General features: G+C 67.4%; 13 protein-coding genes. 6 read left to right on the forward strand and 7 right to left on the reverse strand.

From position 1 onward, the window contains the following. The first annotated feature begins 99 nt into the window (after positions 1-99). From KI385_RS04515 to KI385_RS04525, 3 genes are all read left to right on the forward strand, one after another. The gene (locus tag KI385_RS04515) at positions 100-1,635 is read left to right on the forward strand and encodes a sugar ABC transporter ATP-binding protein (protein WP_238570929.1); all 1,536 of its coding nucleotides are present in this window, start codon (positions 100-102) and stop codon (positions 1,633-1,635) included. Continuing rightward, on the forward strand, positions 1,632-2,672 hold the full coding sequence (locus KI385_RS04520; RefSeq protein ID WP_238570930.1) for an ABC transporter permease: 1,041 nt from the start codon (positions 1,632-1,634) through the stop codon (positions 2,670-2,672). Before KI385_RS04515 ends, KI385_RS04520 begins: the two co-directional genes overlap by 4 nt. Positions 2,673-2,742: 70 nt before the next feature. Beyond that, on the forward strand, positions 2,743-3,894 hold the full coding sequence (locus KI385_RS04525) for a substrate-binding domain-containing protein (protein WP_425356866.1): 1,152 nt from the start codon (positions 2,743-2,745) through the stop codon (positions 3,892-3,894). A gap of 448 nt (positions 3,895-4,342) precedes the next feature. On the opposite strand, the gene KI385_RS04530 is transcribed toward KI385_RS04525, so the two are convergent. Beyond that, positions 4,343-4,612 (reverse strand): hypothetical protein, encoded by a 270-nt coding sequence (locus KI385_RS04530; RefSeq protein ID WP_238570931.1) that lies wholly within the window; start codon positions 4,610-4,612, stop codon positions 4,343-4,345. Further along, complete coding sequence (locus tag KI385_RS44155; RefSeq protein ID WP_342593433.1) at positions 4,584-5,570, reverse strand: endonuclease domain-containing protein; 987 nt, start codon at positions 5,568-5,570, stop codon at positions 4,584-4,586. Before KI385_RS44155 ends, KI385_RS04530 begins: the two co-directional genes overlap by 29 nt. A gap of 234 nt (positions 5,571-5,804) precedes the next feature. Here KI385_RS44155 and KI385_RS04540 point away from each other — a divergent pair, with 234 nt between their 5' ends. Continuing rightward, the gene (locus KI385_RS04540) at positions 5,805-6,605 is read left to right on the forward strand and encodes an IS5 family transposase (RefSeq protein ID WP_238577560.1); all 801 of its coding nucleotides are present in this window, start codon (positions 5,805-5,807) and stop codon (positions 6,603-6,605) included. 75 nt (positions 6,606-6,680) lie between these two features. Here the strand turns inward: KI385_RS04540 and KI385_RS04545 are convergent, their stop codons facing one another. From KI385_RS04545 to KI385_RS04555, 3 genes are all read right to left on the reverse strand, one after another. Next, positions 6,681-7,421 (reverse strand): phosphotransferase family protein, encoded by a 741-nt coding sequence (locus KI385_RS04545; protein ID WP_238570932.1) that lies wholly within the window; start codon positions 7,419-7,421, stop codon positions 6,681-6,683. Then, positions 7,352-7,777 (reverse strand): hypothetical protein, encoded by a 426-nt coding sequence (locus KI385_RS04550; RefSeq protein WP_238570933.1) that lies wholly within the window; start codon positions 7,775-7,777, stop codon positions 7,352-7,354. Before KI385_RS04550 ends, KI385_RS04545 begins: the two co-directional genes overlap by 70 nt. A 144-nt stretch (positions 7,778-7,921) precedes the next feature. Further along, positions 7,922-9,172 (reverse strand): competence protein CoiA, encoded by a 1,251-nt coding sequence (locus tag KI385_RS04555; protein ID WP_238570934.1) that lies wholly within the window; start codon positions 9,170-9,172, stop codon positions 7,922-7,924. A 662-nt stretch (positions 9,173-9,834) separates the two neighbouring features. Between KI385_RS04555 and KI385_RS04560 the strand changes: the two genes are divergently transcribed. Beyond that, entirely contained in the window at positions 9,835-10,494 is a 660-nt protein-coding gene (locus KI385_RS04560) for an HAD family hydrolase (protein WP_238570935.1), read from the forward strand. Between the two features lie 63 nt (positions 10,495-10,557). Here KI385_RS04560 and KI385_RS04565 read toward each other — a convergent pair whose 3' ends face one another. Continuing rightward, positions 10,558-11,157: a transposase gene (locus KI385_RS04565; RefSeq protein ID WP_238570936.1), complete on the reverse strand. Its 600-nt coding sequence runs from the start codon at positions 11,155-11,157 to the stop codon at positions 10,558-10,560. Between the two features lie 14 nt (positions 11,158-11,171). Next, the gene (locus KI385_RS04570; RefSeq protein ID WP_238570937.1) at positions 11,172-11,720 is read right to left on the reverse strand and encodes a helix-turn-helix domain-containing protein; all 549 of its coding nucleotides are present in this window, start codon (positions 11,718-11,720) and stop codon (positions 11,172-11,174) included. A 151-nt stretch (positions 11,721-11,871) separates the two neighbouring features. Here KI385_RS04570 and KI385_RS04575 point away from each other — a divergent pair, with 151 nt between their 5' ends. Then, positions 11,872-12,435 (forward strand): GNAT family N-acetyltransferase, encoded by a 564-nt coding sequence (locus KI385_RS04575; RefSeq protein WP_238570938.1) that lies wholly within the window; start codon positions 11,872-11,874, stop codon positions 12,433-12,435. The last annotated feature ends 1,312 nt before the right edge of the window (positions 12,436-13,747 follow it).

Raw genomic sequence — 13,747 nt, forward strand, 5'->3', positions numbered from 1 at the left:
GCAAGACCACACCACACGGCGCAATCACCACCGCGAAGCGCTCAGCAGCATTGCCGATTCAGTCGGGAAGTACCAAGAGGCCGACCCCCGGAGAAGTCTGTGCACGACGCTCCTGACAGCACCCCTCCCGCGCGCCATGGCCCGGAGCCTCTCGTCCGTATACGCGGTCTCAGCAAGCGGTTCGGCGGCACACTCGCGCTGGACGCGGTCGACCTCGACATCCACTCCGGCAGCATCCTCGCCCTCCTCGGCCCCAACGGTGCCGGAAAGTCCACCCTCATCAAGGTACTTGCGGGCATCCACCACGCGGACGAGGGCGAGGTGACCGTTGCCGGACACCCGCTCGGCACCGAAGCGGCCTCCCGCACCATGTCCTTCATCCACCAAGACCTGGGACTGGTCGAGTGGATGACGGTCGCCGAGAACATCGCCCTGGGCACCGGCTATCCACGCCGCGCCGGACTGCTGTCCTGGCGGAAGACCCAGAAGCGATGCACCGAGGCCCTGGGCATCGTCGCCGCGCATCTCGACCCGCGCGCCACCCTCGCCGACCTCCCGCGAGCCGAACGCTCCCTGGTGGCCATTGCCCGCGCACTGTCCACTCAAGCCGAACTCATCGTCCTTGACGAGCCGACCGCCAGCCTCCCGGCGGCGGACTGCGCACGGCTCTTCGACGTACTGCACACCCTGCGCGACCAGGGCCATGCCATCGTCTACGTCACCCACCGGCTCGACGAGGTGTACAAGGTCGCCGACGTCTTCGCCGTCCTGCGCGACGGCCACCTCATCAGCCAGGGCCCGCTCGCCGACCACAGTCCGGCCCAGCTGGTGCACGACATCGTGGGACACGAACCGGGCGGCTACCGGATCGCCCCCGCCGCTGGCCCTGCCGTGCTGAGCCTTGAGCGCGCACGGACCGACAACACGGCACCGGTCAGCCTGGAGCTGCGCGCCGGTGAGATCCTCGGCATGGTGGGCCTCACCGGCGCCGGACACATGGAACTGGGCCGCGCCCTCGCCGGCGCCCGGCAGATCGTGGACGGGCGGGTCCTGCTCGACGGCCGACCGTACGAACCGGGCACGGTCGCGGCCGCCGTCGGCTCCGGCGTCGGCTTCGTGACCAGCGACCGTCAGGATGAGGGCTGCGCCGCCGAACTGACCGTACGGGAAAACTTCCTGGCCAACCCTCGGGCGGACGGCCTGCCTGCCTTGCACTGGATCAGCCCCCGGCGCGAGCGGGCCGAGGCCACTGACCTGATCAAACGGTTCTCGGTGTACCCCCGGGACAGCGAGGCACCGATCGCCACCCTGTCCGGGGGCAACCAGCAGAAGGTCATGGTCGGCCGGTGGCTCAGGATGAGCCGGAGCCTGCTGATCCTCGAAGAGCCGACCGCCGGGGTGGACATCGGCGCCAAGACGGCGATCTACCGCCTGCTCCAGGACGCGCTGGCCGAAGGCCTCGCCGTCCTGCTCATCTCCACCGACTTCGAGGAGGTCGCCAACGTGTGCCATCGAGCCCTGGTATTCGTCCGCGGGGCGGTGACGGTGGAGCTGAGCGGCAAGGCCCTCACCGTCACCGAACTCGCCCACGCCTCCTCGGCCATGGCCGCCCTGACCTGGACAACGAGACCATGACCCCCTCCCCCCGTTCCCCGCTGGGCCGTCGCTTCGGTCACCTCATCGGCGCCTACGGCCTCTTGGCCCTCACCGCCCTGCTGTTCCTGGCCTTCTCCCTCACCCTGCCGGACACCTTTCCCACCCTGGACAACATCTCCGAGGTCCTGTCCAACCAGTCGATCCCCGCCATGCTCGCGCTCGGCGCGATGATCCCCATCGTCACCGCCAAGTTCGACCTGTCCATCGGTTACGGCCTCGGCCTCGCGCACGTCATGACGATGCAGCTCATCGCCAACGAAGCGTGGCCCTGGCCACTCACCTGCCTCGTGGTGGTCCTCGGCGGGGCGGTCGTCGGCACCTTCAACGGTGTCGTCGTCGAATTCGCGAAGATCGACTCCTTTATCGCCACCCTTGGCACCGGCAGCATCCTGTACGCGCTCACCGGCTGGATCACCAACGGGGCCCGGATCGTCCCCGGCCCGCACGGACTGCCGGCCGCCTTCACCGACCTCTACGACTCCAGATTCCTCGGCCTGCCGGTGCCCGCCTTCTACGTCCTCGCCCTCACCGCCGTCCTGTGGCTGCTCCTGGAACGACTGCCGCTCGGCCGGTACCTGTACGTCATCGGCTCCAACCCCCGCACCGCCGACCTGGTGGGCATCCCCACCCGGCGCTACGTCATCTACGCCTTCGCCGGATCGGGCCTGATCGTCGGCATCGCCGGTGTGCTGCTAGCCGCGCAGCAGCGCATCGGCAACCCCACCGTCGGCCAGGACTACCTGCTGCCCGCCTTCGTCGGTGCGCTGCTCGGCTCCACCGCGATCAAACCCGGCCGTGCAAACGCCCTGGGCACCCTGGTCGCCGTCGTCATCCTCGCCATCGGCCTCGCCGGCATCGGCCAGCTCGGCGCCCAATTCTGGGTCACCCCGCTGTTCAACGGCGCCACCCTGCTCATCGCCGTCGGCATGGCCGGCTATGCCGCTCGCCGACAGCTGCGCCAACGACGGACAGAACCTCCCCGAACACTCCATGACCTGCCCAAAGTCACCTCGTGACCTCCGGCTGTCCCCACCCGGCCGCCCCCCTGCCGTCCCTGCCGCGTCGTCCCCTCCGCCAGGAGCGCCCGTGCACCCGAACCGTAAGGCCGCGGTCAGCAACGCAGTCGTGCTGGCAGTGGCGGCCAGTGTCCTCGTCGGCTGCGAGCGTGGCGCATCGACCGGCGTCGGGCCCTCCTCGGCAGGGCCGACAAAAGCCGGCTGCCCCACCGTCCTGGCGAGAGACAAGGCGGCCGTCCAGCGGGCCGAGAAGACCGACTTCACCTGGAAAGGCCCCACCACGGGCCCCAGGGCAGCCTCCGGCAAAAAGATCGTCTATGTCGCGCAGACCATGACCAACCCCGGCGTCGCAGGCGCCGCCAAGGGCGTCAAGGAAGCCGCGCAAGCCATCGGCTGGAACGTCCGGGTGATCGACGGCCAGGGCACCCCCGCCGGGATCCAAGCGGCATTCAGCCAAGCCATCGCCCTCCGGCCCTCGGGCATCGTCATCGGCGGCTTCGACCCCCATCTGACGTCCCAACAGGTCGCGAAGGCCAACGCGGAACACATCCCGCTCATCGGCTGGCACGCGGTCGACTCCCCCGGCCCGAGCAAGGCCCCCGAGCTCTTCAGCAACATCACCACCAAGGTCCAGGATGTCGCGAAGATCAGCGCGGACTGGATCATCACGCACTCCCACGGCAACGCCGGAGTCGTCGTGTTCACCGATGCCTCGATTCCGTTCGCAAGGAACAAGTCCGAACTCATCAAGAAAGAACTCGCCACCTGCTCCAGCGTGAAGCTTCTGGCGGAGGAGAACATCCCGATCTCGGACACCAGCAGCCGAACCCCCCAGGAAGTCTCCTCACTCCTCTCCCGCTTTCCGGACACCTGGACACACTCCGTAGCCATCAACGACGTCTACTTCGCCGACGCCGCCCCGGCCCTGCGCGCAGCCCGCAAAAAGGGCGGCGCCGCCCCCTACAACATCGGCGCGGGCGACGGCGACCCCTCCGCCTTCCAACGCATCAACAGCAAACAGTTCCAGACAGCCACCGTCCCCGAACCACTCTCCCAACAGGGCTGGCAGATCATCGACGAATTCAACCGCGCCTTCTCCGGAAAGCCCGCCAGCGGATACATCGCCCCCGTGCACATCGCCACGGCCGCCAACAGCGGCGGGCTCACATCGTGGGACCCACCTGGCTACCGCGCGGCGTACCGGAAGATCTGGGGCAAGTAGGCCCCGGGACCCACCACACTCGGGCCCCCCGCAGAGTGCACTCCACGATCTCGTCGTGAGCGGCGATCTCGTTAGCGCCAACCCTCGTCGGCACGATCTACGCACGAACGCCGACACATACCGGCGTTGCACCGGGCCTCCAGCAACCCCTACGCAACGCGACTCAGGACGGCAGCAGTGTGCGAAATTTGCACCTTCCCTTCAAGCCCTGGCAGTCACTTTGAGTAATCACCAGCAAGGCCAGCAACCGTGCGGTCGTCCCTCGACTCTGGGCTCACTGCGCCGCTTCATGGGCCCTGGGGAGAATCTGGGGAGAATCGAACGGGGGCCGGCCCGCGCGCCGACCACTGCAGGCCGCATGCCGAAGGCGGCTGACGCAGCTCTCGCCGCGCGCATGGCGCGGTCCGTCGGCCTGGCGCTGCTGAGGGGGCGGGTGGCCGTGGACGTGTCAGAGGTGGATGTCTTTGGTCTGACGGGCGGTTCGGGATGAGCCGGTCGAGGTTGCGAGCCACGGCACGCTCGGAAGCGCCGACAGCGCGGGCGATGTGTCGGGGGCGGCGCCGGGGCGCCTCGCGATGTGCGCGAGGATCGCTCGATCACGACGGTAGCCGCGTTGCACGAGGTCCTCGCCGAACAGCCCGGCCGCACAGACGCAGAGGCACAGTGCCGTGGACAGGGCGCCGTAGTCATCACGCTGCTGTGCGGTCCACGCGTTCATGGCGCCGAGCGCCAAGAGGACGGGGCCAGTGAAGCGGGCGGACCGGAGTGCGGGATTCGACAGGTGGGCCTCCTTGGGTTGGGCCTCGGCGAGACCGAGTGGGACGCGGGTACGGACCTCCGCACGGCTGGCCTGCTGCCGGCCGTGCGGAAGTCCGCACTTCTGCGCTGACCTGGTGTTTTACGGGACGCTGTACGTTGACATGGTCCCGGAGGAGGTTCCAGTCCTTTGGGCCCGTTTCTCGTCTGCCGTGGGCGAATGCCGCGTGGATGCCGGGCACGAGGCCCTCGCCGCCCCTGTTCCTCGTTGTCGAGCACGACGCCGCCCGGCTCCAGTACGACGATCGCTCGTGCACGCTTCCTTCTCGGAGGAGGAACCTGACGCCTTTGCCTTCGAAGGTGTTGCAGCTGGCGCAGAGTGGGCCGCGGACGTATCCGTGGTCGTGGCAGTGGTCCCAGGTGAACGCTCGGCTCTGGCCGCACAGCCGGCACAGGTAGTCGTCAGCGCGCATGGTGCGTGGCAGTGACTCGTACGGCACGCCGCGAAGGTGGCCTCGGTAGGTCTGGTATGCCGCGCCCGAGCACGTCGGGCACAGCGTGATGTAGCCGTTGGCGGTGGGCGTGCGCCAGGCCCAGCGTGGGCCTTGGGTTCTGCAGCCGGAGCAGATCCGGGCCTGGTTGGTCAGGTCGTCCTCCAGCCGTTCCCAGCGGTCCAGCAGGTCCGCGTACGCCCGGGGCAGGAGCCAGTGTTCGCCCGACCAGGAGAGCAGTGGACGCGGCTTGGTGCCTGCGATGTTCTGCATGTACGAGTTGTTGCTGCGGGCTTGGATGAACTCGGTCATCGTCAGTCCGCCAGGCAGGCCGTTGTCCCCGATCCTCTTCCAGGAGTCCCAGTTCTCGTCGTACGGGCGGTGTTCCTGGAACGCCTTGCGGTGGGCGGCATCAAACATCCTGGACATCAGCTGGCGGCGCCAGTCGGGACGGTCCCATTCCTCTGGGGCTCGGTTGTCGCGGTACTCGGGCAGGTAGACCTCTGCGAGGTCATCCAGGTCGATGCGGAGCTCGGCTAACGACTCCTAACAAAAGGAGGTTTCTGGACCTCCGGGAATGACTGCGTGTCAGTTCTCGTTGATGCTGGCCGAAGGGGGTGGGAGCCAGTCGAGACGAGGAAGACCGCTGCCAGACCGTGGGAGATCGACGACGAGTTGTGGGCGCGCATCGATCCGCTGCTGCCGGTCGTCCCACGTAATCCGCGGCGTCCAGGTCGTAAGCGCCTGGATAGTCGCAAAGTGCTGTGCGGGATCCTGTTCGTGCTGTACACCGGGATCCGCTGGGAGTTTCAGCCCCAGGAGCTGGGCTTCGGCTCGGGGATGACCTGCTGGCGACGGCTGCGGGACTGGAACGAGGCCGGGGTATGGCAGCACCTGCACGAGCTGCTGCTGTCCGAGCTGCGCGCCGCAGACCTACTCGACTTCTCCCGCGCAGCGGTCGACTCCAGCCACATCCGCGCGATGAAGGGCGGGCCGGCCACCGGTCCGTCCCCGGTGGACCGGGGCAAGGCCGGCAGCAAGCACCACCTGATCGTCGAGGCGCACGGCATCCCGCTCGCGGCAATCACCACCGGCGGCAACCGCAACGACGTCACCCAACTGATCCCGCTGATCCAGGCCGTCCCGCCGATCCGCGGCAAGCGCGGCCAGCCACTGCGCCGCCCCAAGTATCTGTACGCCGACCGCAGCTATGACCACGAGGTCTACCGGGACAAGGTCCGCCGGTTCCAGATCGCCCCGCACCTCGCCCGGCGCGGCACCGGGCACGGCTCCGGTCCGGGCGTGTACCGCTGGGTCGTGGAAGGAGCGATCGCGCTGCTGCACTGGTTCCGCCGCCTGCGTATCCGCTGGGAGATCCGCGACGACATCCACCACGCGTTCGTCACCCTCGGCTGCGCCGTCATCTGCTGGCGACGACTGCGCACCGCACTTTGTCGAGAGTAAGGGCGGGCGATCAGCCCAGGGGATGGCCTGCTCGATGCGTCAGAACGCATTCGTAGCAGTCGGGCCCGCGCAGCCTCACAACCGGGACCTCAGCACGTCGACCTCACAGCCCGGCGCGAACGGGTCGAAGCCGTGCTCGATCAGCCAGCGAACTGCCAGCAGGCTTCGCAACGACCACCACGCGTGGATCACGTCGAGGTCGATGTCGGTGCCATAGCCGGCGATGACGTCGTCGAGGTGCTCCTCGTGTCCGAGCGTGAAGGTGGCGAGGTCGTACAGGGCATCACCCTGGCCCGCCTCGGACCAGTCGATGATGCCCGTGACCTCGCCGCCGTCGACGAAGACGTGCGCGATCTGCAGGTCGCCGTGCGTGAACGCCGGAGTCCAGGGCCGGAGCGCGGCCTCGGCGACCTGGCGGTTGTGGGTGACCAGGTCAGCGGGCAGGAGGCCGTTCGTCACGAGCAACTCGCACTCGTCGTCGAGTTCCGCCGCCAGCGCGACGATGCTCCGGCCGGCCCGGCCGGGCCGGGGCGGCAGCGGCGCGTCGTGCAGCTTCCGGATGGCGGCGCCCGCCGCGGCCCACGCCGCCGACGACCCGGTCGACGGCCCGCCGAGGCGCCCAAGCGTCGTCCCCGGGAGTGCGGCGATCGCGAGCACGGGCGGCTTGCGCCACAGGACCTCCGGGGTCGGGACCGGCGCGAGGGACATTGCCTCGACGTCGATGCGCGCCTGATCGGCGTCCACCTTCAGGAACACGTCGCCGACGCGCAGGGTCGCGCGCTCGGAATGGGCGACAACGACTTTGACCTCATCCATGGGCGACCAGTATCCCGGGGATGATCGCCGACGTCGCCGGGTTTATCGCGTGCGATTACGCGGCTGACTGCGTCCCAATACCCGGCGGCCTCGTGCGCGACACCGATTTCCGACCAGGTCAAGTCCACCACTTTTGTTAGGAGTCCTAAGGCGCGGCCGGCGCGGCGGACGTCGCGTTCGTCATACGTCCAGCGCGCCTTGTGCTTGTAGCTGCGCAGCGCGACGTCGCCGATGACAGTGCGGCCGTGGTGGTGCAGGAGGTAGGTGCGGAGCAGGACGGCCGGGTCTAGGAGAACGGCCCAGTGCTGGGTGAGGTCCATGAAGATGGCGCGGGCTGATTTCGGGCTGATGAGCATGGTCGGATGGTGGCAGCGGGGTCTGACACCGTCAGCGGTAGATCCGTACAGGCGAGCGACACTTCGTACTGGGATTGGAATCTCGCTCGCCGCCGGCGGATTCAGGATCGGTGACCTGGTGACAGTGCAGCTCAGCTGCGGGGGTCAGTCGGGCGGTTGCCCGTCGGGGAGAACGACGATGATGTGGATACCGTTGGGGGCGGTGCTGCCCAGCATGCGCAGCTCGTCGTAGTTGCGGACGAAGATGACCAGGTCCTTGAGCAGGTTCCAGTCGATGAACTGCGGATGGGGGCGAAGGACGCCGTAGAGCCGATTACTTGAGTACAGGGGTGTGCCCAGGGCCCAGCGGCGGTCGCCGTCGGTGTACCGCAGGACGGGGGCGCTGAGGTTGAGCAGGATGCGGGCCTTGGCGACGGTGGCGTGGTGGAGGCGCTCGCGTTCTCCGCGGGGGAGGTCCTCTTCCCACACCGGCTCGACCCCCGGGGCGCCACGCGATCCACGCTGGCGCGGCACCACCGGCGTCGGGCGGGCCAATTCGGCTCGCAGCTGGACATCGCGGCGCCGCCGCTCAATCTCCTCACGACGGTGCTGCTGTTCCAGTTCGGCGCGCCTCTCCGCCACGGCCGCGTCGTAGGCGGTGGCGGCGTCGATGTACTGCGGCGCAGTCCACACGCCTTCCCAGTAGTGCTCGTCGGTGTAGCGGCGTAACCGGTGCGGCACTGTTCGACCCGTGAGCGTCCATGCGACGAACGACCGCAGGTCAGCGGTGGTGCCCTCCCATACACCGCGTCCGAGGGCTTGTTTCAGGAGGATCCCGTCCCGCTCCTTGACGGTGAAACGGACGAGCCCGCCCGCGACCGCCCACCCGGGCTGGTTGTCGCCGGGCGGACGGACGTAGATGGAAGGCACTTCCCCCACCCACGGCCGCAGCTTGGTCCCCACCCAGCACACTCGTACGCCGTCCTTGGTGAACCGGGCGGTGCGCTCGCGGATCTCTTCGGCGGTGATCGGGGACAGCTGCGCTTCCCACGCCATGCGCACAGCGCCGTCCGGGGACGAGGCCATGACATCGGCTCGCCAGTCGCCGTCAGGCCCGCGGACCTCCAGTTCGGCGTGGTGGCCGGCGGCACGCACGGCGGTGGCCAGCTCCAGTTTCAGCAGGTGGTGCTCCATGGATTCCCCGGCCAGCGCGCAGGTGGGCGAGCCGGGGTCGTGGGCGAAGAACCGCAGGCCGTAGCGGGAAACCTTCGCATGGAGCGGGTGCGCGCACTCGGGGCAGGTCATGACGACGCGTGGGCGGACGCGGTGGATGGCATCCCACGCCCAGCCGCAGCCGAGATCGGGCTGTGTGGCATCGAGGCGGCCGCGTTCGTCGTGCTGTGCGGTGAACCCCACGCTCATCCCCCTCTGTCATGGTCCGACGGCGAGGCCGGGCCGGTGTTCGGTTGTCCGGACGCCCCGCCGTCGCACGGCGCGCGGCTTTCTCGCACCGGTGATCAGCGTGGACGTGACGGAAGCCTGTCCACCGATCTTCGCTCATTCACTCGCACGGGGGTGGAGCCTGCGATGGGATCTACGGACGCAGCATGAACGAGCCCCGATGGTGACAGCGGGGTCTGACAGTGATGATTGCCAACCGCCGCCAGGCGCACGGCATCCGGAGCATGTCCGCGGACGTGGAGATGCACCCATTGGATCTGCGGCGACTTTTGGCCCGGTGGATTGTGGATTGGACCAACCGGTCAAGGGCAGCCAGCGGCGAGCGCGGACACATCGCCCGCCGTGCCTCGAGGGCCAGCGCCACTGCTACACCTCAACCGGTGGACGGACGGGTGATCCCCGAACTCACCACCACGCGTGGTCCAGGATGGCGCTCCGCCTGGCAAATGCTTGGTCTGCCCGGAAACCGGAAACCGCCCACGGCGAGATCCGCCGACTCCGCACCCTGTCAGCCAGTACGTCGAGCGGTGCCAACGGCAGACACTGAAGAGACGGCAAGCCCGACAACGGCCATACGCGGCATGGGGGTTGATCACCACAGGTCTACACTGCCGATCATGACGCGGAGCCCTGTTGAGCTGGTGATCTTCGATTGTGACGGCGTGCTGGTGGACAGCGAGCGGATATGCGTCAAAGTGGACGCGATGATCATGGCTGACCTGGGGTGCATGTTCACTGAGGAGGAGATCATCGAGAAGTTCGTTGGCTCGTCCACCGAGGTCTACACGGCTGCCGTGGAGGAACAGCTTGGGCGGCGTCTGGAGAAGGACTGGCTGCAGCAATACGAGCATCTGTATCAGGCGGCCTTCGAAGCGGAACTGACCGCTGTCGATGGCGTCGTAGAAGCTCTGAACGACCTCACCACACCCGTCTGCGTCGCATCGAACACTCATCACGCCGGCATCAGGAGAAACCTGGAGATCGCCGCGCTGAACGATCACTTCGAGGGGCGCATCTTCAGCGCAGCCGACGTCCCCCGAGGCAAGCCTGCCCCCGACCTCTTCCTGCGCGCTGCTCGCTCCATGGGCGTGGCGCCCGGGCGGTGCGCGGTGATCGAGGACAGCACCTACGGAGTTCAGGCGGCCCGTGCCGCCGGCATGCGGGCCTTCGGCTACTGCGGCGGTCTCACACCAGCCTCGCGGCTGGAAGGACCCGGCACCACCCTGTTCGACGATATGCGTGACCTACCCAAGCTACTGGTCACCGCTACCCACTGAACTTCCGCAGCACCTCGCCCGCTACCACTTAGTGGTCAACGCTCGAATTCCTTCGGGGGTTGATCATGCGGTGGGACGGGCGGAGGATTCTTCCTGCCGATCGAGCGTGTGTCGGTCGAGCCTGGCCAGCAGATCGTCCAGGTCGGAGGTGGTAAACCTCCACTGGAATGGCTGTGCCGTGGCGTTGTAGCGGGCTTCGAATGCTCGGAGCCGGTCCCGGACCTCGCTGAGGTCCGTGAAGTCGTTGGGCGAGACGACCTTGCGCTGGACGATGGAGAAGAAGATCTCGATCTGGTTCGTCCAGGAGGCGTGCACGGGGGTGTGGACCATGACAGCGTTCGGAAACGCCCTGGTCAGGCGATCTATGGCTTTCTTCCCTCGGTGGGAGGAGCCGTTGTCGACGATCCAGAAGACGCGTCTGGCATTGGCGTAGGGCTCGGTGGTCATGACCTGGGTGACCAAGGTCATGGGCCTGATACCGGTCCTGGGTTCGCAGCGGCCGAAAACATGGGCGCGATGGACGTCGTAGGCGGCCAGGTGGGCCAGCGCGCCGCCGCGGTCGTATTCGTGATTGACGCGCACAGCCCGGGCCTGCCCGGGTGCCAGGGTTGGGTGGCAGCGGCAGCGCGCCTGGATGGAAGTCTTCTCGTCCGCGGAGATCACGTACTCGTCCTCGCTCAGCGGGACACCGTCCAGGTGCGGGCGTACAAGTCCAGCACACGGGCCGCCTTGATGCGGAAGCCGGAGTCGGTGATGAAGACCCAGGAGTGGTGCTGCCAGGGCTTGAGCGCGTCCTGCTTGAGCCAGCGCCGCACGGTGGAAGTGGAGATCGACCCGACGATGGACCGGGCGACCACCTCCCGGGCCAGCTCCGGACACGACCAGCGCGACAGCGGCGCGCCGGTCTCGGCGGGTAACTGACAGGCCAGCGCCTTGACCTCGGCAACCTGCAGCGCGGTGAACGAGACCGGTCGGCCGGACCGCTTGCGGTCGGCCAGGGCAGGCAGGCCGCCGCCGGCGAAGCGGCCCTGCCAGGTGCGCACGGTGTCCACGTGCAGCCGCGTCTGCACGGCTATTCGGGCGTTGGGACGCCCTCGGGCCGCCAATAGCACTATGGTTGCCCGCTGCCGGGCCTGATGCGGGGTCTTGTGGCCGTAAGCCATCTTCTTCAGCCGGTGGCGCTCGGAGGCGGTCAGCACGACGGGCACGGCGGAGGCGAGGGGCATGGGAGGAAAGCGACCGATCCTTCGGGGGCAACGGGGAACGGGCCGGCACCAGGCCGCACCCGTCTCTATATCCTGCGGCGTCATGGCAAAGCCCCCGAGTTGCCGAGGAAAACCGTTGGGCTGTCCGACTTGCTCCAGGCATGATCGACTCGTGGACACCTACCTGGAGACCGAGCGCTTGGCCCTGCGCCGCTTCACTGCCGATGACGCGGACCTGCTGATCGAGCTGGACAGTGACCCGGCGGTGATGCGCTACCTGACCGGCGGCAATCCGACCGCGCCGGAGCTCGTCCGCGAGCGCGGCCTGCCGAACATCCTCGCCGGCTACGAGAAGTGGGGCGGCGACCTCGGACTATTCGCCGCGCACGAGAAGGACGGCGGCGCGTTCATCGGCTGGTTCCACCTGCGTCCCGAGCCGGAGGGCCCGCTGTACGAAGCCGAACTCGGCTACCGTCTGCGGCAGGCGGCTTGGGGCAAGGGTTATGCCACCGAGGGCTCGCGGGCCTTGCTGGGCAAGGCGTTCACGGAGCTCGGTGTGCGCATGGTCTGGGCTGCGACGATGTCCGTGAACCACGGTTCGCGCAACATCATGGAGAAGCTCGGAATGATGCTCGCGGACACCATCCCTACTCCCTCCGACATGGAGATGATCGAGGGCTCCGGGCATGGAGGCGTACGGTACGAGATCACCAAGGAGCAGTGGGAGCAGCAGTAGCCACGGTGCGAACGGCCGTTCTGCATCCACGCCCACCGGAATCGGTAGGTGGAAGGCAGGAGTCGTACCAGGTTGAACCCGGGGCCCGCCACGGACTGTTGGTTACCGTCAACGACACCCCTTACTGGGCGATCAGCGACTGGGCCGGCAGCAGTAGCGGCGGCGCTGACACGGCGGCCCTACCCTGGCAGCAGCCTCGCTCTGCAACCAAGACACCCGGACCGGTCTCGCCACAAATCCTGTTCTGGGGTCAACCCCCGAACAAATTCGAGCGTTGACCACTAAGTGTGATGCGCCGGAAATCGCGATCTTAAGTCTGTTGCTGGTTGCCGGGAGTTGACAGTGCGATCTTGGTGAGGTAGTCGGCGAGGGAGTGAAGGATCTCGTCGGCGGTCTTGGTCCATCGAAAGGGCCTGGGATTCTCGTTCCAGGGCGACGTCCTGCGACAGCAGATACCGGGACAGGGCCGCACCGTAACTACCCGTCCCTTCCACTCCGGCACGTCGCACGCCGCCTAACTGGGCTGCCCATTGCGCCAGTTGACAATATCCGATCGTGGCGGCTGGGAAACTCTGTAGCAGCAAAAATCTTCCCCGTCATGGAAATCACAGCAGCTATATGAGCGTCTCGGTGCATGTCAACGCCAAGAATCGCTTCGTCCGCGGCCGACGGATGACACTCGGGATGGAGAGCGCCAACAAGGTCGATTGTTCCTCCCCCGTTGATGGTTACAGATCAGTGTCGCCACTGGCCCGGAAGAGCGGTCATCAGTGAGACAGTGCAAATGCCTTGTGCAAGGCAATCCTCCAGACATCCTCCCGAGAAAGCGTCTGTGCACACCGCCCCGCCCCGGTGAGCGACGTAGGATCGAAGGACACTCCGGTACAAAAATCCCAGGAGCCAGATCCCGGTTCACAGCGGCATTACGCCCTTCCTTCCCAACCGCACGCAACGGGGTACACCACTCCCCCTCGTCGAATGATCCCCCGAAGAAGCACAACGGCGCATGGACCACCCGGCAATCTCCATCGGCTCATGAAAGTGCGCCTGCGCGCGCCCCAAACTCTGCCGCCCAAATGCGCTATCGACGCCAATCACCCTGACCGCCGTCGGATCCCACGGCCCTGCAAGAAGCCAGCACCTCTTCGCCGTCTGCCGTCTACGGCTGCACCCAGGTGCCACAACTCTCCACAGGACCTGTCTGGAATCGCAGCAAGGCCGCGTCAACCACCACCCACCGGGCCCACCCCCAAACGCAGGAGCTCCGCCGGCACCAGCCGACGGGGGCTCCTCACCTCTCACGCCGTATCAC

The organism is Streptomyces inhibens (assembly GCF_022221585.1).
Lineage (GTDB): Bacteria > Actinomycetota > Actinomycetes > Streptomycetales > Streptomycetaceae > Streptomyces > Streptomyces inhibens.